The sequence below is a fragment of the Martelella mediterranea genome, from assembly GCF_004342225.1.
Classification (GTDB): domain Bacteria; phylum Pseudomonadota; class Alphaproteobacteria; order Rhizobiales; family Rhizobiaceae; genus Martelella; species Martelella mediterranea_B.
On record NZ_SMAR01000024.1, the window covers coordinates 1 to 25063 of the forward strand.

Annotated in this window: 24 protein-coding genes; 11 read left to right on the forward strand and 13 right to left on the reverse strand. The window is 58.7% G+C overall.

Going from position 1 to position 25063, the window contains the following annotated elements; genetic code table 11:
• From EDC90_RS14145 to EDC90_RS14155, 3 genes are all read right to left on the reverse strand, one after another.
• The coding region (locus EDC90_RS14145; RefSeq protein WP_132312765.1) for a type IV secretion system DNA-binding domain-containing protein at positions 1–1271 on the reverse strand (1271 nt) is incomplete at its 3' end.
• Complete coding sequence (locus tag EDC90_RS14150; RefSeq protein ID WP_165972846.1) at positions 1268–1459, reverse strand: conjugal transfer protein TraD; 192 nt, start codon at positions 1457–1459, stop codon at positions 1268–1270. The genes EDC90_RS14145 and EDC90_RS14150, both read right to left, overlap by 4 nt.
• A 25-nt stretch (positions 1460–1484) precedes the next feature.
• Positions 1485–1724, reverse strand: coding sequence for a TraC family protein (locus tag EDC90_RS14155; protein ID WP_132312769.1), 240 nt, complete (start codon positions 1722–1724; stop codon positions 1485–1487).
• Between the two features lie 209 nt (positions 1725–1933).
• On the opposite strand from EDC90_RS14155, the gene traA reads away from it, so the two are divergent.
• From traA to EDC90_RS14185, 6 genes are all read left to right on the forward strand, one after another.
• Complete coding sequence (gene traA / locus EDC90_RS14160; RefSeq protein WP_132312771.1) at positions 1934–5689, forward strand: Ti-type conjugative transfer relaxase TraA; 3756 nt, start codon at positions 1934–1936, stop codon at positions 5687–5689.
• A 129-nt stretch (positions 5690–5818) separates the two neighbouring features.
• A complete protein-coding gene (locus EDC90_RS14165) occupies positions 5819–6322 on the forward strand; it encodes a DotD/TraH family lipoprotein (RefSeq protein WP_132312773.1) in 504 nt (167 codons plus the stop codon).
• The gene (locus EDC90_RS14170) at positions 6319–7233 is read left to right on the forward strand and encodes a type IV secretory system conjugative DNA transfer family protein (RefSeq protein ID WP_245511061.1); all 915 of its coding nucleotides are present in this window, start codon (positions 6319–6321) and stop codon (positions 7231–7233) included. Before EDC90_RS14165 ends, EDC90_RS14170 begins: the two co-directional genes overlap by 4 nt.
• Positions 7233–8441 (forward strand): type IV pilus twitching motility protein PilT, encoded by a 1209-nt coding sequence (locus EDC90_RS14175; protein WP_018065853.1) that lies wholly within the window; start codon positions 7233–7235, stop codon positions 8439–8441. Before EDC90_RS14170 ends, EDC90_RS14175 begins: the two co-directional genes overlap by 1 nt.
• A 27-nt stretch (positions 8442–8468) precedes the next feature.
• Positions 8469–8774 (forward strand): hypothetical protein, encoded by a 306-nt coding sequence (locus EDC90_RS14180; protein ID WP_018065854.1) that lies wholly within the window; start codon positions 8469–8471, stop codon positions 8772–8774.
• 409 nt (positions 8775–9183) lie between these two features.
• Positions 9184–9504, forward strand: a complete 321-nt coding sequence (locus EDC90_RS14185) for a YnfA family protein (protein ID WP_018065855.1) — start codon at positions 9184–9186, stop codon at positions 9502–9504.
• 69 nt (positions 9505–9573) lie between these two features.
• On the opposite strand, the gene EDC90_RS14190 is transcribed toward EDC90_RS14185, so the two are convergent.
• A complete protein-coding gene (locus tag EDC90_RS14190; protein ID WP_018065856.1) occupies positions 9574–9975 on the reverse strand; it encodes a MerR family transcriptional regulator in 402 nt (133 codons plus the stop codon).
• Positions 9976–10041: 66 nt separating this feature from the next.
• Here EDC90_RS14190 and EDC90_RS14195 point away from each other — a divergent pair, with 66 nt between their 5' ends.
• The 5 genes from EDC90_RS14195 to EDC90_RS14215 are packed head-to-tail and all read left to right on the forward strand — an operon-like array spanning position 10042 to position 14527.
• Positions 10042–12282 (forward strand): heavy metal translocating P-type ATPase, encoded by a 2241-nt coding sequence (locus tag EDC90_RS14195; protein ID WP_207903918.1) that lies wholly within the window; start codon positions 10042–10044, stop codon positions 12280–12282.
• Between the two features lie 38 nt (positions 12283–12320).
• Positions 12321–12821: a copper chaperone PCu(A)C gene (locus tag EDC90_RS14200; protein ID WP_018065858.1), complete on the forward strand. Its 501-nt coding sequence runs from the start codon at positions 12321–12323 to the stop codon at positions 12819–12821.
• On the forward strand, positions 12818–13441 hold the full coding sequence (locus EDC90_RS14205) for an SCO family protein (protein ID WP_018065859.1): 624 nt from the start codon (positions 12818–12820) through the stop codon (positions 13439–13441). Before EDC90_RS14200 ends, EDC90_RS14205 begins: the two co-directional genes overlap by 4 nt.
• A 16-nt stretch (positions 13442–13457) precedes the next feature.
• On the forward strand, positions 13458–13925 hold the full coding sequence (locus EDC90_RS14210) for a DUF411 domain-containing protein (RefSeq protein ID WP_018065860.1): 468 nt from the start codon (positions 13458–13460) through the stop codon (positions 13923–13925).
• Between the two features lie 8 nt (positions 13926–13933).
• Positions 13934–14527 carry a methyltransferase family protein gene (locus EDC90_RS14215; RefSeq protein WP_018065861.1) on the forward strand — a complete coding sequence of 198 codons (594 nt, stop codon included), beginning with the start codon at positions 13934–13936 and terminating at the stop codon, positions 14525–14527.
• Between the two features lie 198 nt (positions 14528–14725).
• Here the strand turns inward: EDC90_RS14215 and EDC90_RS14220 are convergent, their stop codons facing one another.
• From EDC90_RS14220 to EDC90_RS14260, 9 genes are all read right to left on the reverse strand, one after another.
• Positions 14726–15562, reverse strand: a complete 837-nt coding sequence (locus EDC90_RS14220) for an IS5 family transposase (RefSeq protein ID WP_026173651.1) — start codon at positions 15560–15562, stop codon at positions 14726–14728.
• Between the two features lie 297 nt (positions 15563–15859).
• Positions 15860–16057 (reverse strand): CopG family ribbon-helix-helix protein, encoded by a 198-nt coding sequence (locus EDC90_RS21565; RefSeq protein WP_081725712.1) that lies wholly within the window; start codon positions 16055–16057, stop codon positions 15860–15862.
• Entirely contained in the window at positions 16050–18191 is a 2142-nt protein-coding gene (locus EDC90_RS14230) for a DotA/TraY family protein (RefSeq protein ID WP_165972847.1), read from the reverse strand. Before EDC90_RS14230 ends, EDC90_RS21565 begins: the two co-directional genes overlap by 8 nt.
• Positions 18192–18272: 81 nt before the next feature.
• Positions 18273–18788, reverse strand: coding sequence for a hypothetical protein (locus tag EDC90_RS14235; protein WP_132312779.1), 516 nt, complete (start codon positions 18786–18788; stop codon positions 18273–18275).
• The gene (locus tag EDC90_RS14240; RefSeq protein WP_132312781.1) at positions 18788–19897 is read right to left on the reverse strand and encodes a hypothetical protein; all 1110 of its coding nucleotides are present in this window, start codon (positions 19895–19897) and stop codon (positions 18788–18790) included. The genes EDC90_RS14235 and EDC90_RS14240 overlap by 1 nt, the downstream gene beginning before the upstream one ends.
• Entirely contained in the window at positions 19897–20490 is a 594-nt protein-coding gene (locus tag EDC90_RS14245) for a hypothetical protein (RefSeq protein WP_132312783.1), read from the reverse strand. Before EDC90_RS14245 ends, EDC90_RS14240 begins: the two co-directional genes overlap by 1 nt.
• Complete coding sequence (locus EDC90_RS14250; protein ID WP_018067331.1) at positions 20487–21206, reverse strand: hypothetical protein; 720 nt, start codon at positions 21204–21206, stop codon at positions 20487–20489. Before EDC90_RS14250 ends, EDC90_RS14245 begins: the two co-directional genes overlap by 4 nt.
• Positions 21203–22039, reverse strand: a complete 837-nt coding sequence (locus EDC90_RS14255; RefSeq protein WP_132312785.1) for a hypothetical protein — start codon at positions 22037–22039, stop codon at positions 21203–21205. The genes EDC90_RS14250 and EDC90_RS14255 overlap by 4 nt, the downstream gene beginning before the upstream one ends.
• Complete coding sequence (locus tag EDC90_RS14260) at positions 22036–25062, reverse strand: hypothetical protein (RefSeq protein WP_132312787.1); 3027 nt, start codon at positions 25060–25062, stop codon at positions 22036–22038. The genes EDC90_RS14255 and EDC90_RS14260 overlap by 4 nt, the downstream gene beginning before the upstream one ends.
• Between the last annotated feature and the right edge of the window lies 1 nt (position 25063).

A 25063-nucleotide genomic window follows, 5' to 3' on the forward strand; every position in this document is an offset into this window, starting at 1 on the left:
TTCGATCGTCCGATATCCAGCAGCGCTGAAAACCGGCTGATCTTTGGCAGCTGGGCGAATTCGTCGACGAAAAACCAGATGCGACGGAGCTTGGCGTCGCCAAGTTCCGGATCGGACACGATGCCGGAGGCAATGGTGAGAAACGCGCTGATCCAGCCGTCAGATTGGTCGGAAAACCGGCCAGACTTCTGCAGGATGACGGTGCGCCGATCTGTTTTGTAGAGCAGCCAGTCGCGCAACGAAAAACGTTCCAGACCTTCATAATTCGCCCACGCCGTTGCAAGCAGTCGCAGCGTGTTCGTATCAGCGGTGAGCGTCGAAAGCGTCGAGGCGACTTGTCGATAGTCAGCGTCCAGAAAGCGAACCGCATCGGGATGATAGCGATGCGCGCCCTCAAGAAGTTCAAGATGGTCACGGCGCGTCTCGGCTACCAGATCGGCCCATGTCCACCTTCCAGGGTTCTCATGCATAAGGCGTATGGTGCATGCGGCCAGCACGGCACGAGCCGAGTTGGAAAAGAACCGATCTCTTGATTCGGGGATTAGTCGCGTGGCCAGCTCAACGGCATCCTCTGCAATGCGCAGATCCTTGGCGATATCCCAAACATGGGAACGCCGATCCTGTGGAGCAATGATGATTGGCTGCACCCTGGAACCATTCGGCTTCATCGTTGGAGGCAGCTTCTCGGTAAAGTCTCCCTTGATATCGAAGACGAGAACCTTGTCATGTCGCGCGATCGCGGAGACGATCAGCCCGATCATGGTCTGTGTCTTGCCGCCGCCAATGGAGCCAAAGATGATGAAGTGTCGCACCTCACGTTCGAGCGCCAGCCGCCATCCATTGAACCAATGAAGGCCGTCCCGCTTGTCGATCTTTTCGGCTTTTGCGGCCCGTAGCAATTCGGGCATGCCTGCGACAGTCCGGCCGGACTTGATCCATTTATCCGGTGGCATGAGGAAGGCAATATAGCCGCCGATCGCAATGGCAATGATGCCTGCCACAAGCGTGGCAGCCAACAACCATTGCAGTTTAGCCAGATCGGCCGGGACGTAGCCGAGTGCCTGAATGAAGTGACTTCGGCAAAGATCGGAGGACCAGAATTTGAGGCAGTCGATCGCCTGCGAAACTGATAGGCGGTAGGCCGATCCGTTCGTGGCGTTCCATGAACGAAGCGCAAAAAAATAAACCCAGACAAGTGCCGAAATGCCGACAAGGAAGAGACCGGCATAGAGCAGAATAGCAAATTCGGAACGTCTGGGTTTGGTGATCATTGGCGCAACGCCTCGTGACCCAGCTTGATCATTTGTTCGCGAAGTTGAGCGTCACCCTTTCTCCGATTTCCTGTCAGCAGAACGCCAAGAATGTAGGCGCGGTCCTCATCTCCGAGGCTTGCTTTGATGACCAGTCCGCCAAGCTCGATCTTGTGGCGGGTGTCTTCGCTTCGTTCGCGCTTGCGCATTTTTCTATACTCACCTTGCAGGGTGCTAAGCGTTCTGCGCAATGTCAGAAGGTCGCTGCTCATTCTCCCGCCCGGAACGAAAGGAATGAACCATCTCGGCAAAAGCCGCCTCAAGTTCATTCTCCGAAAGATCAAGGGTTTCGACGCCGGCTTTCATAGCGATTTGTCCAATCCTGAGTGCTTCCTTCTCTTCAGCTTCGCGCAACTGCTTTTGCAGAGTTCTGATCTGGTCACGGATCGCGGAAGGGGATTTGGCGCGGGCCATGTGCTTTCTCCTTTTCGGCATTAAACGATGAGAAGATTGCAGAGATGTTCTGTATTTGTAAACACCGATGATGCGTGAAAAAGGGAACATGCTGAGCAGTGTGGATCGGCGAAGCCGATGCCGCACTCCGTCATGCGAACAAAACGATCGTTTTGTTAAATGCGCACTTATACATTGTTTTCAACAATGTAGGATGGTACGCTATTTCCATGGCGATCTATCATTTGCGCGCTCATCAGATATCCCGTGGCAAAGGGCAGAGTGCCGTTGCTGCCGCTGCATATCGCCACGCGACACATATGAATGTCGCACGCTCTGGCGAGATCGCTGACTACAGCCGAAAGAAGGGCTGTATCCACAGTGAAGTGGCATTGCCCGAAGGCGCCCCGCGGTGGATACATGCGTGGCATGATCGATATTCGCCACACGAGTTTGCCGAGCGTTTCTGGAACCGTGTGGAAGCCAGTGAAAAGCGCGATGACGCACAGCTCGCGCATGAGTTCGTCGTCGCACTGCCCGTTGAGTTGTCCGTAGAGCAGAACAAGGCTCTGGTGCGTGACTTCTTGCGTGATCAGTTCACGGCCCGCGGGCAGGTCGCAGACTGGAACTATCATGATGCGACGGGCAATCCGCATGTTCACATCATGGTGGCGTTGCGGCCGTTGACCGAGACAGGCTTTGGCCCCAAACGGGTTCCAGTGTTGGATGGTGATGGTGAACCGGTCCGAAGGCCGCCAAAGGTGGAGGGTCAAAAAGGGGAAATCGTCTATCGCCACTTCGCGGGTTGGAAGGACCGGCTTCCTGATATCCGTGCAGCCTGGTCACAGGAGGTCAATCGTCATTTGCTCGCGCATGGATATGACGCGACGGTTGATCATCGCAGCTTCGAAGATCGGGACATTCCGCTGGAGCCGACGACGCATCGCGGCCCCGCCGTCGACGACATGGAGGCGCGTGGCATTCAGACCGAGATGGTGCAGCAGCACCAACAGGTCATGCGTGAGAATTTTCGCAGGCTGGCGGAAGATCCTTCGCTTGTTGTGAAAATGATCACGGCGGAAAAGTCCGTTTTCGATGAACGTGATGTTGCGAAGTTCATCCACCGCTATGCGTCAACGACTGAAGAGTTTTCCGGGCTATTCCTTCGGGTCGGTGCGCTCGAAAACCTCGTGACGCTTTCCCAGGAAATCCGCGACCCGTTCACGAACAAGCTTCTTGAGCGGGAGAAAATGACGACGCGAGACGTTCTGCATATGGAAGCGGGGATGATTGATGGCGTGCGTCAGCGCGCGACGGATCAGTCGTTCGGCGCCCCGCCGCGTCGTGTCGAGACGGCGCTTGCGGAATTCTCGAAGTCGCATGGATTCTCTCTTTCCGACGAACAGGCAATGGTGGTCCGCGCCGTAACGTCCGATCGCGGCGTTTCGACGGTGGTCGGCTATGCGGGTGCGGGTAAGTCCACGGTGATGGATGTCGTGCGGCAGGTGTACGAAGGGCAGGGGCGGCGTGTTGTTGGCGGTGCGCTTGCCGGCAAGGCGGCCGAGGGCTTGTCTGAATCGGCGGGTATCGAGAGCCGGACGCTTGCGTCCTGGCGCATCTCGTGGGAGCACGACAAGCACCGCCTTCAGAAAGGCGACGTGTTCGTTCTTGATGAAGCCGGAATGGTCTCATCAAACGACATGGCGATGTTGGTTGATGCGGTGAACGCTGCACAGGCCAAGCTTATTCTCGTCGGAGATGCGCGGCAGCTTCAGCCTATTCAGGCTGGCGCTGCGTTTCGCGCCATTGCGGATAACACCGGGTTTGTCGAGCTGACGGAGGTGCGCCGTCAGAGCGAAACATGGATGCGGGACGCGTCCCTCGCATTCGGTCGCGGTGATAGCCGCGCGGCGCTTGAAGCCTATGCCGATAACGGACACATCCATATCCGGGGCCATCGTGACGATGCCATGTCTGAGTTGGTTGGTGCGTGGGGAGCTGATTGGCGCGCCGGCGCCGATACGCTGATGCTGGCGCACACCAAGGACGCGGTGTTCAGTCTGAATGAGCGGGCACGCCAGACCATCAAAGCCCACGGGGGGCTTCAAAATGAAGTGACGTTTGACGCGGTGCGTGGCCCGCGCGCTTTCGCCGTTGGCGATCGGCTGTTGTTTCTGGAAAACAATCGTGACCTTGGCGTCAAGAACGGAATGCTGGCAACCGTTGAGAAAGCGAGTGACGGCATTCTTGATGTTCGGCTCGACAATGGCAGGGTCGTTACGGTCAACCATGAGCATTACAACAACGTTGATTATGGCTACGCGACCACGATCCATAAGTCTCAAGGATCGACTGTCGACCGGGTGCATGTGCTTGCCACACAGATGATGGATGCGCAGCTTTCCTATGTCGCGCTATCGCGTCATCGCGAGACGGTCACGCTTTATGCAGGTCGGAATGACTTTCCGGAAACCAAGGATCTGCTGGACACGCTGTCGCGGGACCGGCTCAAAGATTCTACGTTAGCCTACGAGCATACGCCCGACTATCAGCTAGAACGGGACGCATTTGTGCGTCGGCGCGACCTTCCGGACATCGGCGAACTGCGCGGTCTTTGGCGTCGATCGCTCGATGCCATGCGTTCGCGGTTCTCAGATATTGCGGAACGGTTCAGGGCAATTTCCGAACGGCTTTCGCTTGCGCGTCCGCAAGCGGTCGAAGTCTCGCCGAATGTCACGCCTGCTGCCGGCGCGCGGCCTGTTGAAGCTGAAAGAGAGATCAGGCTTCCTGAACTGACGCCAGCGGTCAGTCAGGCGCTTTCGCGGCTGTCGGAAGTGGACCGCAACACGAACGGCTACAGCGGCAAACGGGGGCGCTGGTTCCGCGCTGCCGAAACCGAGCTGACGCAGATGTCGTCAGCGGTCGATCTGGTCATGTTCAATGACCAGATCGCAGCACTCGTTTCCCCGGTGGAAGTTCGGTCTCTTGGTCGCGATCCGGATGAGGACAAGCTTCAGTCGCTTGTCGCGCATCTTCCGCCATCGGCGCAGACTTTCATCAAGGAAAACTGGCAGCTCGTGCATGTCGGCCAGCTGGCCGCAGACGACAAGAGCCGCGTTGATGTTGCGTCCGTCATGGTCACGGAGCGGCGCGATGCTGGCCTTGAGGCCGATTATGAAAAGGAGCGGGCACGTTATCGCCTTCCCGATGTTCCGCTTATTCCGGCCGTGACGCAATGGTCCGTTTCGGTCGAAGCCGTTGCCCGTGATCCGGCCAATCAGGCGGCCGTCACCAAGTTGCTGTGCCAATCCGCACTCAAGAACATGGGCAAGGTCTGGCACGATCCGGTCCCGATCCTCGAGAAGGTGTCGGCCGCAGTGATGACCGGCGGAGACGCCAGTCAGATTGTCAGATCAATGCATGAGAACCCGGCGTCTCTCGGTGAGTTGCGTGGCAAGGCCAACTTCCTCGGTCGTCCCGATGAGGACCGGAAAACGGCACTTGCAGCCGTGCTTCCTGCAGCCAGCAGTGCCGGCGATTTTGTCCGGTCACTCAAGGTTAGTGTCAAAGGCGTCGAAGAGGCTGAGAGGAAGCTGCGGAGCCAGATGGCCGCGCCGATCGACGGACTGTCGCCGGCCGCCAAAGATGTGCTGTCCGCCCTGGCAAAAGCGTCCAGTCTGCCGGAGCGCTCTGACGAACGTCGCGCGCTTGAAAGGGCAGCGATTGACGACGGCGAAGCCATCGGCCAGCTGCGGGGTGTCGCTCATGATATCAGGGCGCGTTTTGGCGACAGCAGCGGTGTGCCGGCGCAAGATATGATCGCACGCGCAATGCCGGAGCTTTCTCCAGAAGCAAGATCAAGGATCTATCGTGATGCCCGCCAGATCTGCGCGGCCTATGACAGGTGTGTCGAGATAGATCGGACACAACGGCGCGAAACTCGTCTTGAGCAAGAAAAGTCGCAGTATCATTCTATTGGGAGATAAGCGCACCAGGATTGGCAAAAGCGGCGATTAACTACCCCTTTTGTTCTATTGGATGTTGCATCAAGGAGGCCATTGTGGTGAATTGCAGGTGTAATACGCTGCATTTTCCGCACCGCAAGAGGTTTTCCCATGCGCATCGCGATCAGCCTGGCACTGGCTGTGCTCGCTGGCTGTACCAGCACAAGAGACACCCCGTCGGATTCCCCTACGATCAATTACATCGACAATCAAGTCCATCTCGTTCGAAGCGAGTTGAACGATGCAGCGCTCTATCAAAATGTCCTGGAACCGCGCGCTACGAATACGGTTGAGGTGCGCAATCCGGAGATTGCCCAAGGCCCGCTTATGAAGATCGTTGATGCCGAGTGGCAGGGAACGTTGGATGAGCTGACAACGCGGGTTGCCAGCGAAGTTGACTACAGTGTGTCGGCGTCCGGGGAAAAGTCCGGCGCTCCGATTTTGATCTCGACCAATTTCTACAATCTGACGGCTTTGGGATTGCTTCGGGAAGCCTACGGGCAGGCGAAGGGGCGAGCGCGCCTTGTGATCGATCAGGGCGCCAGACACATGACGATCTATTACGCCCGCCCTGAGCAAAGCCCGATCCCGCATCAGGAGGACCTCAAGCCGTGAGCCAGACCCTTTCTCACCGTCGCCTTCGTGCCATGACGCTGACAGGCTTTCTTATGGCCGCGTGTTTGTCTTCATGCGCAACAATGAAGGACGAAACCCCGGAACCGCCGCCCATCCCGCAGCTCGGCGGCCCTGACGACCTCACCAGTCCGAGATATGCGCCTTTGTCCTACAAGCAGTTTGCTTCCCGGGCCAAACGCGGAAAGCTTGGCACGACCGAGGTTGAGGAGCAGCGCTATTCGGTCCTTCGGGACGCAGCCCTTGCCTATGGGGCACAAGCGGGATTTGAGCGGCGCAGCTGGGAGATCATGAATGATCTGGAGCGTGAATCGATCAAACTCTCTGAAACCTTCAATTTCAACCGGGTCGCATTCAAGGCGCCGCGGGAAACAGGCTACGTGTTGCCGCCGGTGATCACCCGCGCCACGGCGGCGATCAACGTCACCGACAACGGCCGCAAGAGTGTTGCCGCCGACGAATACTACCGCATCGAGGAGCCCGGTCGACTGGTCGCCATTCTGCCGACCTGGCGCGACTATCTTGTGCTCCCGCTCGATACGCCGCGTGAGCCTGACGATCGATTGTTGCCGCAGGATGACGATGAAACGAAAATCTGGTCGCAGTATCTTGATGAAGGCTGGGCGCAGGGCGAGCAACAGGCCGACGCCGCATTGCAGGAAAACATGAACCTGTTGCGGCGCGACTATCTCGGCATGGTCGAGTATCGCAAGGCAGTGGAAGCAGGTCTCATTACCAACCTCGTGCTGAAGTCGAGTGAGACGCGCGCGGCCGGTAATGTCGACGAGCTCTATATTGGCGAGCGCCGTGTCGAGATCGATGATGCTGCCCGGTTCGTCAAAAACCCGGCCCGATGGAAGCCGATCCAGAGACGTTTTCAGGTGGCCAAGTAATGCCGGCGGTTGATCTATCGAATTTGACGGAAGACGCCTACGATCCGAAGGAGCCCTATGCGCGCGTTCTGAACCATGAGCCGTTGCGTTTTGACGGTGACATGGACCCGTTTCAGCAGTTGCTGGTCGGGGCCTCGATCAAAGGGGCGTCGGACATCCGGATACAGACGGACAGTCGTATTCGGATCAAGATGCATGGCACGCAGCATTTTGCGACCGCAAAACCTCTGAACGCCTCAGAGGTCTTGAGTATCCTGAGCCACATGTGGCGGTCGGAAGATGCCTTCAGCATCTTGCGGCAAGGGCGACCTCTGGATTTCTCGTTCGAGGTTCCGATTGACCGTCACCGGCGCCAGCGTTTCCGTGTGAACGCCAAGGGCGTGATGAAAGGTGCTGGCGACGGCATTTCCATGACGATGCGACCGTTGCCGACAAAGACGCCAACGATCGATGATGTCGGACTCGATAGTGAGGTCCGCCCGTACATGTCGCCTCAGCATGGCATTGTCGTTGTCGCCGGCGCGACCGGCCAGGGAAAGTCCACGACGCTTGCCGGGATCACGCGCTTTCATCTTGAAAACACGGCCGATCCGAAAGCGATCGTCGATCTGCAGGCGCCTATCGAGTTCACCTATTCCGACGTGCTGACGGATCACAGCGACTGCGCGTCTTCCATTGAGCAGTCGGAGATCGGCGAAGGGCGCAACCTGCCGTCGTTCGGCGACGGAGTGTGGGCGGCGCTGCGCTGCGCGCCTGATATTATTTCGCTCGGCGAGGCCCGCGACAAAGCCTCCCTTGAGGGTTGCCTGGAGGCCAGTCTGACCGGCCACTTGGTTTACACCACCACGCATGCGGGATCGGTCGCGGAAGGCTTGCGGCGCATGGTCGTGAACTTCCCGGCCGAAGAACGCGATGCGCGCGCGTTCGACCTGATCACGTCGCTCCAGCTCTTCGTCGTTCAACACCTGGTCCGCACCAGCGACCATCGCGGCCGCGTGCCATTGCGCGAGTATCTGCTGTTTGACGACTATGTGCGCGATCAGTTTGTTTCTGTTCCTATCGGCGACTGGCCGAAAGCCGTGAGCCGTCTGATGCAGGAGTCGGCCGACCGCGTTCTTGCCCGCTCCATGCATGATGCGGCCCAACAGAAAGTTGATGAGGGCAAGGTTTCGTATGACGACCTCAGGCGATTGCTGCCGCGCCACTGACGGCCGCTGATGACGAAGGAGGAAAATATGCAAATTCCAAAGTACCTTCGCCCCGTCAGGGATCATAAGAACTATGAGGCCGGCGTCGGAGAACGTGCTGTTCGAAAGCTTGTCTATTGGCCAATCATCTTGCTTCTCTGCTTGCCGGCCGCCGCCGCGATGGCGGCTGTTGCTCTATCCTTCGGCCTGTTGTTCTTGAAATTTCTGAACATCATTGAGACTGCTATTGCAAATCATGACTGGCTTATGCTGTTTTTGATCGCTCTCGCCGCAGCGGCTATCCTGTCGCTATGGAAGCTCGCCTACGTAATTCATCGGTACTTCATTCTTTAGTGGGCATTTGCAGAATGGGTGATGGTCCTCACTCCTTTGTGCAGGGTCCATAATTTGGCCTGCTTTGGGAATGACCGGGATGGGGCCGTCTGCTGACTGGCAGCTTCTGGCACGAGATGTGGTTGAGCGGACATTCATCAGCGCGCCATGAGGTCTGCCCGGCTCCTCAAAACCACGCCGGTAGTGGATTTGTCTCACGGGCAACTGTCCAACGGGAACGTCGTACATAGCGCCAGTTCAAGAGGTCTTGGCTCTGCCTTGGTGCGGAGCCGGTTGTCCGTGCAGACCGTATTGCTCTGTATCTCATGTAGGCGGATGGCTCTTGTGAGAGGGCGAGTTGACATGTCTAGAACGTCAAAAATAAAACAGCTCGCGCGAGATACAACTTAGGAACGGAGCCCATGCTCACATGACGATTCTTGCCTATACCGGAGCAGCTTTGGCAGAGATTTCCGGGTGCTTCGCGTTCTGGGCCTGGCTACGTCTCGATAAATCACCATGGTGGATTGCGCCTGGTGTTTTGTCCCTCGCTCTGTTCGCCTACCTCCTCACATTGGTTGACGTCGCTGCAGCGGGTCGGACCTATGCTGCCTACGGCGGCGTCTATATCTTCGCGTCGCTTGCATGGCTCTGGCTCGTTGAGGATGCCCGGCCGGACCGGTGGGATGTTACTGGAGCCGTGATCTGCCTTGTTGGTGCGGCCGTGATTATTTTCGGTCCCCGTCAGTGAGCGGCACGCCTCTTGATCCGTATCAAACTCGATGAAACGACCCTGCAACGCGCTCAGTTCGTTTCCATATCAGGGCGATAGCGCTTCGATAATCCGGCACTCGGCTATTGTACCGCAACCGCACTGATCGATGATGCTCCCCAGTTCGTGACGCAAGGCCTGCAGGTCCGCAATCTTGCGTTCCACCTCGGCTAGATGCGCGCAGGCGATCGCGTCGACAGCGTCGCATGATCGGTCGCGTTGATCAGAAAGACTGAGTAGATCGCGCACCTGCTCGATCGTGAAACCGAGGTCTCGTGCCCGACGGATGAAGCTCAGCCGGCCGAGATGTGCGGCCGAGTAGCTGCGATAGTTTCCGGCGGTGCGCTCCGGCTTCGGCAGAAGGCCCACACGCTCGTAGTAACGGATCGTCACCACTTTCGTGTCAGTCGCCTTCGCAAGATCGCCGATGGAGAAGTTTTCGTGCCTCACGGCCTTGACCCTATAGTTGCTACAGGGTGCATATAAGGTGTCGCATCGAACAAGTCGAGGTGGCACATGCCGGTCGAGGCCAATACAACACTTAAACTCCGTGTCGAAGGGATGGATTGCGCTGCCTGCGCGGTCAAGATCGAGAACGGACTGAAGCGCCTGCCGGGCGTCAGCGAGATCAACGTGAACTACGGGCTCGAGAGGCTGTCGCTCGTCTTCGATGAGGATCGGACATCTCGTGGGGCCGTCGAAGGGCGCATTCGCTCGCTCGGTTACACACCGCTTTCAATGCCGGGTGAGCCGTCCGATGGAGCTAACGCTTCGCCCCTGCGACCCGAAACAGCTGGCCGGGTATGGTGGCGGACACGTAAAGGTCAACTCGTCATCGCAACCGGTGTTCTGCTCGGTCTCGCCTTTCTTGTCGCGACGGTTGCGCCCGCGATGGCCGAATGGGCCTATCTGGCGACGGCACTGCTCGGAGTTCTGCCGATCCTCCGGCGCGCGATAGCCGGTGCCCGGCACGGCACGCCATTCAGTATCGAAACGCTGATGTCCGTTGCCGCGATTGGCGCTGTTGCAATCGGCGAGAGCGCGGAAGCGGCGATCGTCGTCTTCCTCTTCGCGGTTGGAGAAATCCTGGAGAACGTTGCCGCGGGCCGGGCGCGCGCCGGCATCGAGGCGCTGATGAACCTCGTTCCGCGCGTGGCGCGCCGCGAGCGTGCCGGCGTGGTGACGGAGGTGCCCGCGGATGAACTCGCCCTCGACGATGTCGTCGTGGTCCGGCCCGGCGACCGCGTGCCGTCGGACGGAGAGGTGATCGAGGGCAGCTCCGAGTTGGACGAGGCGCCGGTCACGGGCGAGTCCGTGCCGGTGCTGAAGGAGGTGGGCAGCACCGTCTATGCCGGCAGCATCAACGCCAATGGTGTGCTCAAGGTGCGGATCACGCACACGGCCGCCGATAATACGATCGCGCGCATCATCCATCTGGTAGAGGAAGCGCAGGGCTCGAAGGCACCGACCGCCCGCTTCATCGACCGCTTCAGCGCATACTACACGCCCGCCGCCATGGCGGTTTCCGCTCTCATCATTGTCGCGCCGCCCCTGCTTTTGGGGGCTGACTGGGGCACCTGGATTTATCGCGGGCTGGCGACGCTGCTCATCGCCTGCCCCTGCGCGCTTGTCATCTCCACACCGGCGGCGATCGCCTCCGGCCTTGCCGCCGGTGCGCGGCTCGGGCTTCTGATCAAGGGCGGGGCGGCGCTGGAAACGCTTGGCAAGGTAGCCACGGTTGCCTTCGACAAGACGGGCACGCTGACGGTCGGAAAGCCGCGTGTGACCGACATCATTCCGCTCGAGGGCGACGAAGCCGGACTGCTCGCGAAGGCTGCCGCGGTCGAAGATGGATCCAGTCACCCGCTTGGCATGGCAATCGTCGAGACAGCCGAAGAACGCGGTCTCGAACTGCCGAAGGTCTTCGGCGGGGCGATGGCCATTCCCGGCAAGGCCGTCACGGCGCGGCTGCGGGAAGGCTTCGTCTCGGTCGGCTCGCCGCGCTACGCCGCCGAGCAGAATGATCTCTCGCCCGAACTCAGCGGAAAGCTGGAGGCGCTGGAGGCCGGGGGCAAGACGGCGGTGATCGTGTTGTCGGGCAAGCGCCCCATCGGCGTCATCGCGCTGCGCGACGAACCGCGCGAGGACGCTGCGAGCGGTGTCGCGCGCCTGAAGGCGCTCGGCATCCGGGCCGTGATGTTGACGGGCGACAACCGGCGCACCGCCGACGCGATCGCCTCCGGTCTCGGACTCGAGGCAAAGGCCGAACTGCTGCCCGACGCCAAGCTCTCGGAAATCGCCGCGCTCCGTGAGCATGGCGGCATCGCCATGGTCGGCGACGGCATCAACGACGCGCCTGCGCTTGCCGCGTCATCGGTCGGCATCGCCATGGGTGGTGGCACCGACGTCGCGCTCGAGACAGCCGACGCCGCTTTGCTCAAGAACCGCGTGACCGGCGTGGCCGAAATGGTGGGGTTGTCACGCGCCACGCTCGGAAACATCTGGCAGAACATCGCGCTCGCACTCGGGCTCAAGGCCGTCTTCCTTGTGACGACGCTCACCGGCACGACGACCTTGTGGATGGCAATCCTGGCAGACACAGGCGCGACCGTACTTGTCACGATCAATGCCCTGCGCCTTTTGCGGTTTCGCGGCGACCGGGAGACGCCTGCGGCAGCGGTCGAAGAGTCGGTCGGGTACGCTGACAGTTCACCTGCGATTGGCGATGAAACGGAAGGTCATCCGGCCCGTGGCTGATTGCCAGATTCGACATACTCATAAAGAGGACCAGAAGAATGTCTTTCATAAAGCCGCTCATCATCGGCTTCACATTGACAGCGATGGCGCAACCCGCACTTGCTCATGATTATGAGTTCGGTTCGCTCAAAATCGATCATCCCTGGGCGAGAGCGACGCCGCCTGGCGCGCCGGTCGCCGGTGGGTATCTCACCATCACCAACACGGGGACTGAGCCTGATCGGCTGCTCGGCGGATCGTCGGATGGAGCAGAGGCAGTCCAGGTTCATGAATCTACCGTAGTGGACGGCGTTGCCCGGATGCGGCATGTTGCGGAAGGAGTCGTGATCGCACCCGGAGAAACACTGAAGCTGGAGCCCGGCGCCTTGCATCTCATGTTCATCAATCCGAAAGAGCCGTTGAAGAAAGGCGATAGCTTTGCTGCGACAATCACGTTCGAAGCCGCCGGCGATGTTGCGCTCGAATTCTCGGTCGTCCCGATGGGAGCGACACCTGCAGCTACAGATGCTCACCAGGGTCGCGGGAAGACACCCGAATGAAGCGCCTGAAAACTATCCGGTTAGTCACCTGGGGCGCGGTTGTTGTTGTGGCCGGCTTTCTCATGATGTTCAGCGGGCTGTTGCCCGGGCTGGAGCGGCCGGGAACAGTCTCAACCAGCAGCTCTGGCGTCGCTGCAGTTGGCGGGACCTTCGAGCTGACGACGCATTTGGGCGAGACTCTGACCAACGAAGAACTTGAGGGCAAACCCTATCTGGTCTTTTTCGGCTTCACTCACTGTCCCGACGTTTGCCCGACAACCCTGTTTGAGCTGACGAGCCTATTCGATGATTTGGGACCGGCGGCGGACAAGATCACGCCGCTCTTCATCACCGTTGATCCCGAACGGGACACGCCAGAGCTTCTGGCGAGTTACCTGACTTCTTTTGACAGCCGCATCATCGCGCTACGCGGCACCAAGGACCAGACCGAACAGGCTGCGAAGGCATTTGCCGCCTTTTACGAAAAGGTGCCGCTGGAAGGCGGAAACTACACAATGGACCACACCGCCGGCGTCTATCTGGTCAACGCCGAAGGGAATTTCATGGGCATGCTGGACAGCCATGAGCCACGAGAAACCCAAATGCAAAAACTTCGCCGGCTTGCCGACACGGCAGACTGAACCAAGGAGAAACACCATGTCACTGCTTCGCAGAACCGGATTCGCATTCATCGCCTCGCTCCTGATGAGCGGAACCGCGCTGGCCGCCGCGCAGCACCTTGAAGTGCTGTCCACCAACGGCTGCGGCTGTTGCATCGCCTGGACGAAGCACGTCGAGGAAAACGGCTACACGGCCGAGATCGAACATCTGCCGATGGCCGACCTGATGCAGGAGAAGATCAAGGCCGGCTTGCAGCCGGATCAGACGAGTTGCCACACCGCCATGATCGAGGGCTATGTTATCGAGGGCCACGTACCCGCGCGCGAGATCGACCGCCTGCTGGCCGAGCGCCCGGGCGCAATCGGACTGGCCGTGCCCGGCATGCCATACGGATCGCCTGGCATGGGCGAACCCGGGCCTGACGCAGACCCGTATGATGTCCTGCTTGTTCGCCGCGACGGATCGACCGAAGTGTTCGCCAACTATCCCGACGGCCGGAACTGAAACCGGTCATGTCTTCGTTCGAAGCCGTCTCTGCCGCAGTCGTGCTTACCTATATGGCGCTGTTCCTGATGTGGACCATGTGGGCTGGCCGGGCGTCAGGGCGATCCGTTTGGCTTTTCGGCAAGGGATCGGAGAGACAAGGGCTTCCGGCGCTGCTGTTTCGCCTCTTGTTCACCGGCACCTCAATCTACGCCCTGGTCGCCCTGTTCCTCGGTGGCGCGCCTGCCGATCCGATGCACGTTGCGCTCTTCGGCGGCCCGCTCGCGCCGTTCGGAGCACTGATCGTACTCGCTGGGGCCGCGCTGTCACTCTATTCGCAGGTTTATATGGGGCGCTCCTGGAGAATCGGGGCGGCGTCCGGTGAACTGGGCCGGATCGTGAGGACAGGTCCGTTCGCCATCTCTCGCAATCCCGTCTTCGTCGGACAGATGGTGCTGTTCTTCGGATTGTTTCTTGCGCTGCCGAGCCTCGCAACTCTAGCCCTTACTCTGGTGCTGATCGTGGCTGTCCACCTTCAGGTTCGGATCGAGGAACGTGTCTTAGACTTGGAACTCGGCGTGGAATACAGGAACTACCGCCGTGATGTGCATCGTTGGATCTGATGCCAATGGGATGAAAATCCATTTCTCCGCCGAGCCGCTCGCATGCTTGAAGGAACCTCTCAACGGGCAGCGTCAGATAATAAACCAAGTCTGAATATTGCTGGCCGTGTTTCGCGCAACCGCGACCTGCAGAATATTCAATGGATATGTCTGCTTTCAGGAATCGCCAAAACTAGTCTGAGAGCCGGATTCAAAAGTTCATGACGGGAAACAATATCGTGCGAGCCGCCTTGTCATCACCCTGATGCTTGCGATGTTGACCCATGCTGTGGCGCTTGCGATGGACTTCTCCCAATCTTTGGCCAGTCGACGGCATCGACCGAACCAGCCGAAGGTGCGCTCAACCACCCATCGGCGGGGCAGAACCTCAAAGCCTTTCGCTGTGTCGGAGCGCTTGATGATCTCAAGGTTCCATTGGCCGCATCCGCGCAGCGCTTTTCGCAACTTCTGCCCGGCATAACCACCGTCTGCGAAGACATGGCGCAACCAGGGGAAACGGTAGCGGATGGCTTTCAGGACGCTGGGCGCACCGTCACGGTCCTGGATATCGGCTGCATGGACATGCGCGAACAGCATCAGCCCGAGCGTATCGGTGATAATGTGGCGCTTGCGGCCCTTGATCTTCTTGCCGGCGTCGCAGCCCGAAACCCCGCCACTTTCAGTGGTCTTGACACTCTGGCTGTCGATGACACCGGCCGTGGGCGAGGCCTCGCGCCCCTCCAGTTCGCGCGTAGCGCAGACAAGCAGATGGTTGATGGTCTGCCAAAGGCCGATATCGCGCCATCCATAGAAATAGCCTCGCACCGTGGAGACCGGAGGAAAATCCTTCGGCAGGGCCCGCCATTGGCTGCCGCTGCCCGCAATATAAAGGATCGCGTTCACCACCTCCCTCATGTTCGTTTTCCGTGGTCGCCCACCGGGCTTGGCCGGCGGTATCAGTGGAGCAATTACAGCCCACTCACGATCCGTCAAATCGGTTGGATAGCGAAGGCGATCACGGTTATGCTGCAGGCGGGTGATATCAGTCCAGGGCATGCAATCCTCCACGTTCTTGGCAGAGGTGGTTGAATCACATCCTTCTGATATCACTCAATAACTTTTAAATCCGGCTCTGAGTGACCGAAGTGGAGGCGCTTTTCCGCCATTCTTCTCTTAGCTTTTCAGTGTCCAGTATTCGTCGACCGATAGCATATGCAATCGGAAAGCTCAGGAATTGACGCGGCGGCGCAGCCGGGACTCCTGATATGCGCCTAGCATGATCAGACCAGTCGCTGAAAACTAGAAATGCCCGGCTGACCTCGTCGGCCGTTCTCAAAGGTCGCGTGACCACTGTCAGCTTTGATTTGGCGTTTGAGCCGGAACTGGCGTCGAGCGCCTTTCGACAAATTCAGCAACGGCTTGACGCATTAGCGCGTGGGGAGTGCAGTTCAGTCGATTAGCCAAGGCGTTCAGTCTCGCGCGCGTATCGACATCCAACCGAACTGAAACGGGCGAGTTGGTGCCAACCATTTCCTGTCCTTCCTTATTCATTTGTTTTAGGGGCCTTGCTTGCAATTCTTTTATTAAAGCCGCCGCCTGCTGAACTCGTCAGGCTGCCCATTGAACCGGCTGTTCCACCGGCGGCAACATTGGCACGCATCGCTGCATGCGTGTCGAGATCGCTGACGGCATCCGGCTCGATCAGTCGAAACACCTTGCCAGGAAATTCGGCGATCAAGGCAAAAGAGCGTTCCAGCATGACGACATATGCGAAGAGCATAAACACCATGATGGCCAAGATGCCGATGAACCAGGTGATTTGGGTGTAGCTGTCACCAGACAGAGCCTGCGCTGCGGTGATGGCGTAGTAAAAGCCCCCGTTGAGTAGCGTTCCGCCAATCCGGAAGATGATCATGCCCACAAGAAGCCCGAAGAGCATGAGCACCGGTGTTGCCGTCAGCGCCAGCAACATGACGTATCCGCGTCTGGCCTGCCGACCGCCCAAACCTTCGCCTTCCATCGACAAGTGAGCGATCGCCCACAGTGGTGCGGCGAAGATCATCTCCACGACCAAAAGGAAGAAGGCCGTCACGCCGATGACCCAAATCACTGTCGGGATCATTGGCAGCACAAACGCCATGAAGTAGCCGGCAACCGAGATCCCGCTCAAAACCCAGCCGAGGAAGCCGGCGAACGCGATCACGGACTGGCCAAGAAAAGGAACCGCTGCCAGTACCGCGAGCGAAATCATGATGACGCCGCTATAGAACGCCAGCTGATTGCCAACGGCGATCAGGCCCACCATCGGGTCACCGTCATTGGCAGCCGGGTTCAGAAAGTCGAAGGCTTCGTACAAATTGCCGGCAGACACCATATAGGATGTCATGTCGGCCGTTGAATCCGCAAAGGCTGCACGCTCGTTGGTAAAGGCGCGTACATCGCTTCTGGCGACGCTCTCGTTCCACCATTCGACGACACCGTTGTAGGTGCCGGCGAAACTCTCAAGGAATTTCGTGGCGTCTCCCTGGGCTGAACCGAACAGATACCAGTTGGCGTCGTCATACTGCGAGGCAATAGACTCTCCGACTCGACCTTTCGGATTGGCTGTCGCTCCGATCGCGCCGCCCGGTGTTGTTTGCGGGATTCCTCCCGCGACGGCCGAAGCGTCGGCGGTGAAGCGGCTGATCAGCTGATAGTAGTAGCCCGCTTGCAGCCATCCGCCATCCTTCAGACTGGCAGACAGGTCGATGTTCTGCTCCTTGTCGCCGATGCCGTTGATGTTGATCGTTTCTGTTTCGGACGCCGCGGATTGTACATCCTTTTGAAGTTTGTCTGTTGCAATATAGTCCTTGAGGATGTTGGCATGGAGCTCGCGCCATTCCGCAAGGTCATCTGCAAGACCCCTATAGTCGGGCAAAGGCTGCCGTTGAGAAACGGCCAAGGCGACCGAATCCGCCATCGGCGCATAATTATTGGTGATCTGAGTAACTGCGTCGCGCATGGCTTTTGCATAATCGGCGTATGTTTTGTCCGATGACGCAGCGACCCTTTGAAAACCTTTGGTTTCTGAAGGAAGCGTGATCGTGCCGCACGCACCCCGATAGTTGGGCATGTCATAGGAGAGCGCTAAGCTGCCGCTGGCGGTTGTCCGCCAGTTTTTGGTAATGCCGGCAATGTCGCCCCCGCCCTTTGCAGCCTCAGCGTTGTAGACAGCCCGGCACATTTCCATGCGCCAAACAGCCTGAATGAACTGACCGTCCTTTTGGGACATGTCCGTGCCAACGATCGGCATATGGTCGTTGAAGACGAGATCCACGCTTTTCTGCCAGAAATACGATGCCGTGCCCGTACCAAATTGCACCAGATAGGCGGCTGCGTGCTGAACGCCATTGTACCCCGTCGCAGGGATGGGAATGAGCAGCGCTGCTGCGACCAGTGTGCGGATCGGCGCCCACAGGGATGAATGACGTCGGCCGAGGACTTCGCCGTGGTGCGCCGATTCCATCGTCCCGATAATAATGTTGTAGGCCAACAGGATCGCACCGAGGGCGAAGAACAGAATATTGAAGTCCGAGATCAGCACCGAGATCAGGGTTTTGTCGTTCGGGCCGGGAAAAAGCGGACCAAAAATCGTGTTCAGATAGGTGTTCGTTCGTTCGTCGCCGCCGCCGGACAGAATGTCCACGACATCGATTTCCTGTGCGAACGCGCCGGAACTGGTAAAGATGAAGGCCAGGGGCAGACCTTTGAGAAATCGCCGCAAGGTTCAATCCTTCCTGATTATCTGCATGTCGTAAGGAAGACGGTGCTGGAGGTAGTCCGCAAAGGGACCGAAACGGCCCTGTCGGATTTGCCAGTAGGCAAAATCGGCTTTCACCGCTTTGGCCGTCAACAAAAATGCCAAAACGATGAGCGCTATGAGCGTGAAGATGCTGAACATGCCGAAGGCAAACAGGGCCGGGATCGCAGCGAGACAAAGAAACGCGTTGATCGTATAGACCGTTCGTTCCCGCAGCCAGGCACGGGCGTCATCATCGATTTCCTGTTGGCTCATGCCGGAGGTCTGAGCCTTGAAGCGGGAGATGCCGCCATCGTCGTCCGTTTTGTAGAACTTCTCACGCGAATAACGCTTCGGCCGCATCGCGCTGGCGATAATATCCCAAGCCGCCATGCCGACCGAAAACCCGGACGTGACGATGAAGGCAAGCTGGTGCATGCCGCCGCGTCGGGCGAGCCAGCCAGTCTTATGCGGATCAGCCTGTCGGTTCCGCCGCCTTTTCATCAGTCGTTCACCGGGATTACGGTTGTCCTGCTGTCGCGATCGTCAAGCTGAAGAGCGAGCAGTGCAGACAGAGCGGCCGCCTGTCGCCGTTCGAGACCGAAACGCTCCCATGAGACGTAGAGCTGCAGGGCATTGGTCAGAAGGGTTTCGCGTTCAACGGCCTCTGGTGACATTTTGGCAACCGCCTGATGCCATTCCGGATTCGGGAAGCGACTTTCAACGAAAATATCCAAAGCCTGAAGCTTCGAAACCTCGTCTCCAATCTCATAGGGATAGTTGGTCGGCGCGGCCTTTTTGGCCCATTCGGCGAGCTCGCTGCTGCCGGTCGGCGCGCTCAGATCGCCAAGGTAGGAAAGAATGGCGTGAGAGGCTGAGCGACGTGTCGCGTCGACCTGGCGCGCCGCCATCTGCGCCTTGCCGGCCGGCGTTTTCGCTTCGCCTTCCGTAATTGGCTTTGCCGGGATGGGGTCAACCATATTGTTGACCATGCGCGCATATGCCTGAGCGACCTTAGCTTCGGACGTGTCCAACGTCTGCGCATCGGTCAAGAAACGAATGTCAGACGTCGGATCTTTGAACCCGCCAACATCTTCCAGCTCGTCCCGGTCTTTGATAATCGCATTGGCGATCGCAAGCCCGCCCTGGGACACTGCCTGTCCCTCAGCACCGTTGCCACGCGAGCGATTGCGCGAAAGATTGGAGACGTCTGTCCCGCCGACGCCATAGGAAGCAGTTCCGCCGCCAAATTGCATCAGCCCGGAAAGGTCGAAGCAGGCCGAGGCTGCCGGATCGTAACGACCGCCCTCAGCCTGGCCGCGGGCCTCTTGACGCGCCCGCAGCGTGTCATTCAACTGTGCTGCGTCCTCGATGCGCTTTTGCGCTTCGACGGATCGATCAGAATAGGCACTCAGCTGTGCGACCCCTTTCAGGATCGTGTCCGCAATCTGCTGCCCGACATCCGTCGTGTGGTCGTTGACGTCCTGGATTGTTTTGTTGCTGTATTGGGCAACGATATTGCGCACGCCACCGCAGGAGCAGGCCGCTTCAGCCGTCTGAGCCAGTCCGACACTCGCAACCGAAACCAACAAGCCATAAATCAGGTGTTTCATCACTGTCCTCCGGTGCCATAGAGCTTCTGATAGGTATCGCGCAGCAACGAATTCGCGCCAGCACCTCTCACGCCCGCGTCGCCGCCATAATCGCCGCCCTGTGACAGGCCCATGTTGACGGACCCGAAGTCGAGCACGTCACTGGAACCACCGGTAAAGCTGTCTACCGAGATGCCGTCGAAGGACGGCAGCTGAAGCGCCGATGTCAGGGGCTCCGTGGCCTTGTCCCAGGCTTCTTGTGCAAAGGAGCAGATCTGTTGTTCTGCGTTGGACAAGGCAGAATCGAACAGGCCCTGCACGTCAGGAACCTGAATGGCGATATCCAGGTCCAGATTCATGAGGTTGTCCAGGCAACCAAGGCCATCAACGGGCTTCGGCTGTTGAAGCGCCGCTTCCTTTCGCGCCACCTCAGTGTCGATCCCTGCGCGGATTGCGTCGGTCAAGCTGATTTTAACGGTGTCAGCACATGCGCCGCTTTGGCCGCCGAGCATGGAATCGAATAGATGTTCGATCTGGTCGGTTCCCTCTGCGGCATGGGTCAATCCTGCGTGCAGCATCAGGGCAGGTGCAAAAAACAATACAAGCTTCTTCATAGCGTTTTCTTTTCTCCCTGATATGGCGGCACTTCCTGAATGAGAACTGGCCGCTTTGATCCAAAACCGGGAAAGTCGCTGGTCGCGCCATACATTCCCCCGACGGAATAGCTGTTCGTGTATCCGAAGCCGTCGTATGAATTGCCGTTGATGGATGCCATGCGCTTCAGGATGAGATCCTGCAGCTCCGCGTAGGAGGACAGGCTGTTGGCCGCGAGATAGCTCTCGGGTAGCGCGTTGGGATCAAAACCGCTTGCGACCCAATCATTCAGGGCGCCGGAGCCAAGAAAATGCGCCGCGTCCAGAAGGCTTTCCTGTGTGATCTGCACGCCATTCACTGTCTGACCTACCAGCCCGCGTGTTTGGGAACTCATTGAATTCCAGTTGCTGATTGTCAGCTCGTTCACGGCACGCTCTTGCAGTGCCTTGCCGGCTTCGGAATACCGGAGATCGTCGAGCGACGAGACGCCGGCTGCGCGGGCCTTGTCTGTGAAGGTGTAGTTAGACCAGTTGCCACCAGATCCCTGGGTATATCCGAGCGTGGCCCAGGTACCGGCCGTGATCTGGTACTTGCCGAGCGCGGTGCCCTTTTTGTTGATGACCGAGTAGCTGTCGCCTCCCTCATGTCCCTTGAGAGCATCCAGATATCCCGCATGTGCCGCTACCGATGCCAATCCGAGCGAAAAAGCGGATAAGCACAAGATAACCTGTTTCATAGCGGCTTCTCCCGACCAGCCTCCAGGACAGGCATAAGACCGATTGTCTTGACCCGTTCACCACTGCCGACGCTGTAAACGCCGATGCCGTCGTCGATCGACAATTCGATCAGGCGGTAACCTTCCTCGTCGCGATCTGGCTCGAGAGCGAAATCTTGCGTATAGGTCCGGAAGTTGGCGATCGCCTTGTTATCGCCGTCGAGGACAATCAGTGGGCAAGGACCGTTGCCGCAATAGTAAAGGGAGCGCGCTGTAATGACGGTTTCGTCGCCGCTCTTCAGGTCCACGTCAAATGCGAGAAACTCAGGCGGCTCAACGCCCTCGGGAGGTGCCGATCGAGCATTCAGGACGCCATAGGCGGCGCGCTTCTCATCTTCCGTGGAAACGCGGGACTCGTAAACATCACCTAGTACCTGGGGCGAGTAGGACGTGCTGAACCATTTCCAAACACGACCGTCGTCACCATGGATGGAGCGAATGCCATCCATGCCGACGTCTCCAATACCAACCGCATCGCCACGGCCCCGCCAGACTTCAAGCCACATTGCGTCCGGCTCGCTGTAATAAAGAGCAACAACGCCGCAGTTTGGATCGCATTTGCGGTTGTCGCCGAGGCGCACCACCATCTGGTCATAGCTTTCGGTCGGCTCTTCCAGCCAGACGCGCTCGGCCTCGACCATGCGATAGAAGCGCCCATACATCTTGCGAGCGACCTGTGTCGCATCCGCATCCACATCGTTGAAGGTGATGTATGTGGTCGCTACATCCGTATCTTGCGCGACAGCTGCCGATGACGACAACAGAAGCGCCAAGGCTGCGTTTCGAAAACTCATGCTACTGCCTCCTTCACAATTTGATCTGCGAGATCGCGGATGACATCGCCTCTCTTGCCCTCGTCAACGGCAACACCCCGATCTTCCAACTCACCGAGCCGGCGTTCGATCGTTGCCTTTGCGGACCCGTCGGGAAACCGGGCGGCCAGAATGGTGCGCGCGCGCTTCGAGCCGAGACGGTCATAGAGCATGTACCGCAGGGCCGTGTCCTCGGATGTCGTGGACAGCGCCCATAGCTCGATCGGGCCGAGCTCATTGATCAGATATTGGGTGTAAACACCGCTCTTAAGGGTCAGATAAGCCATGACCGGAGCGCCCTCGCCTGGGACGGGGCCATGGAGTGTTCGGAGGATCGATCGAGCAGAGGCTGAAAGATTGTAGGTTTCGGAGACCTCTGAAATCGCGCTTTCGGTCGGCACGTTGCAGAACCAAATATTGGTGACGAGCTTCTGAATGGCCTCATCGAAGTCATCCATCAGCTGCGATGCCAAGGCGATCTGGACACCCGCTTTGCGGCACACTCGAACGTCATTGATGACCTGCTGGCGAATACCGAGCCCACCAGTCATGTGGTACTCGTCAAAGCACAGTCGTTTGTGCATCTGACGGTTATTTTTCCAACGGCGCAGATGGTAGTCGATGTAGACTTGCGGTGCCTTCAGGCCCCGCAACTCGTCTTCGTCCAACCAGAAGTCAGAGGTGACGGCATGGTGGGCCAGCATATACATGATGGCGGTATGTCGTTTTGCTTGCGGCCCGACCGTCGCGGTCACGTCCGACAGATCAAAGGCTATGATGCGCGCGCCGGAGACATCGAAACGCGTCGGGCGAGCGAGGATGGGGAAGTCCTTGGTCGCGGAGCTGACCATGCGCTGAAATGCTTTAAGCACCGGCTCCTGGGTGCGCGTCACCATTTCTCGGAAGGGTTCTCGAACTGTCTCGGAGTTCGATACCAAGATGAGATCGGACAGCGTCGGAACGGCAAAGCGCTGCGCCAGTGCAGCCTCATGCCGTCGACCGTTTTCCATCAGAACGTCGGTCACCTCCCACCAGGTCGAGGACTGGTCGGCTACATAGCCGACCTCACCGAGAGCGGCGTCGACTTCATAACTTTCCGATGGCACGTATTTCTTCGGCTCCCGGTCATCCGAAAACCGCTCATAGGCTTCGTTAATGCAGCTTGCTGCCAGCGCGGAAATGCCGTCATAGGCCGATTCAGCCCCGTCCGGCGTGCATAGCAAGGTCACAAGATTGACGAGGTATCCGCGCTCGTGAGCAAGGGGAAACCGCAATGCGAGCTGGGTGTCGAACGGATTGACAGAATACTGTTCTTCCATCCGAAGCCGGTGATAGACGACCTCGTGACGCCGGTTCGCCGGCAGGCTGTCACGCAGGAGTGAAATCAATCCGGCCGAGGACGGGCCGACATCGATGATCGAAATGCGTGGCAACAATCCGCTACCATCATCTGACTGGCCACTTTGCGGTGACAGCGCCACGCCAAGGTTCATCGAGTTCAGCAGGACCGACTTGCCGGAGCCCGGCGTTCCGACGATAACGTCGACCCATGAAGTTTGCTTGGATGATCCCGGCTGATAGGGCCACAGCTTTCCGTCCGAAGTTCTGAACAGCACAGCACCATGGTCCCAGCATTTCGCCGGGCGCGAAATCGGACTCATCGCCAGCGCGTGCGACAGGCTCGCCGCCATGGGCGGCGCCGTTGACGCGCAGTTCATCGCGAGCGCCGACGACATGACGTTTTCAACCGGATCTCCGATCAGCGCATCGGTTTGCGCCGATCCCCAGCGCTCGACGGCTCGCCGTAGATTGGCAACCTGTCTCATGAGCACGTCCTTGTCCGTTTTCGGAGCCCAGGCCGCAAAGGAGACACGGAAGCGAACGGCCGTATCGTCGATGCCGTCGGCTTCGCGCAAGGCATCGAACGCCTGTACGATACGCCGGTTGCGCGACGGCGCGGTCCAGGTGAACAGCCGCGCATATTGTTCTTTGAAGATCTGCCCCTGATAGCCGCCTGCTTCGGTCAGCATCGAGGCGCGCCAGGAAATCCTGTCTTTGCTGTCGAGAACCCGCCGCACAAGATCGTTGAACGAAACAACGATTTCAGGCGGCAAGGACAAATCAAATCCCGAGAAGACGCTGTTGCCGATTTCAACCGTCGACTGATCGACGATCGTCGCGCTTTCGGTCAGCAACTGGCGAGAAAGCGCCGGCCAGGTAAGATTGGAAATATCGCCCTTCTTCAGTTCGGCATTCGTGGACGGCATCTTCTTCCGCATCATGTCCCCTGGCAGAACAGGAGACCAACTTGGTGATGCGTGCAGAAACTCGGGGTAGAGAACGCCTCTTGCGGCTGTGATGGCCGTACGCGCATCCAAGCGCTCCATTTCGATGCCGACCAGCGCAAATTCGCGAAAAAGCGCATCCGAGACCGACCTGTGACGTGTTCTGAGTGCTTCCAGAGCCGCATCGGGCCATTGCGATTGTCGCATCGAGGGCGCGCCTGAGAGGTTTTTCCTCCTCGCCGCCTGCCCCGCCTTGATCTCGTTCTTTGTCAGGTTGGAGGGGCGTGACCACACCGCCAGATAAGAACGTTCTCCGGTCAGCTTTCGCGGCAAAATCCTACGGCGCTCGTCAATCAAGTCGCCAACGTCAAGCCCGCTGTCATGAGCGACGCGCCCTATCGAGCTTAATGCCATGTCGATTTCAGATGCGCCGAGATCCGGCGAATGGCCGAACCAGAATTGCAGGGCGCATCCGGGAGAGGCGAAATAGGGTGTGATCGTGCGTCGCAGCTGTTCGACAGTCTGCGACACTTCCGTTTCACCGGCCAGCGAGCGGAACCCTTCGAGCGCAAAGACACTCACCAGCGACCCGTCGTCGGCGACAAGGGTATCGTTGTCCTCCGCGGTCACCAGACGGCAATAGCCATCCAGCGACTTGCGGAAGACCGATCGGCTCAAGGCCGCTGCGATGTAGTCGAGGGTTTCGCCGAAACGTGCCATA